At 39.3% G+C, this 211-nt stretch carries 1 tRNA gene; it reads left to right on the plus strand.

Annotated elements, in window-relative coordinates:
* Positions 1 to 16 precede the first annotated feature (16 nt).
* A tRNA-Val gene (locus AACV33_RS06855) sits at positions 17 to 92 on the plus strand.
* Positions 93 to 211: the final 119 nt, after the last annotated feature.

A 211-nucleotide genomic window follows, 5' to 3' on the forward strand; every position in this document is an offset into this window, starting at 1 on the left:
GAATTAAAACTTTCGTGGGCGATTAGCTCAGTTGGGAGAGCACCTCCCTTACAAGGAGGGGGTCACTGGTTCGAGCCCGGTATCGCCCACCATCTTTAAGTATTCTCCTTGAGAGTCTTTAAAAATGGTTTCGAAAGAAACATTGCTCTTTAACAATTTGGAAAGCTGACTGATTTAAATAACTTACGAGTTATTCAAATCAAAATTTAAA

The organism is Aliivibrio sp. SR45-2 (genome assembly GCF_963890165.1).
GTDB classification, from domain to species: Bacteria; Pseudomonadota; Gammaproteobacteria; order Enterobacterales; family Vibrionaceae; genus Aliivibrio; species Aliivibrio salmonicida.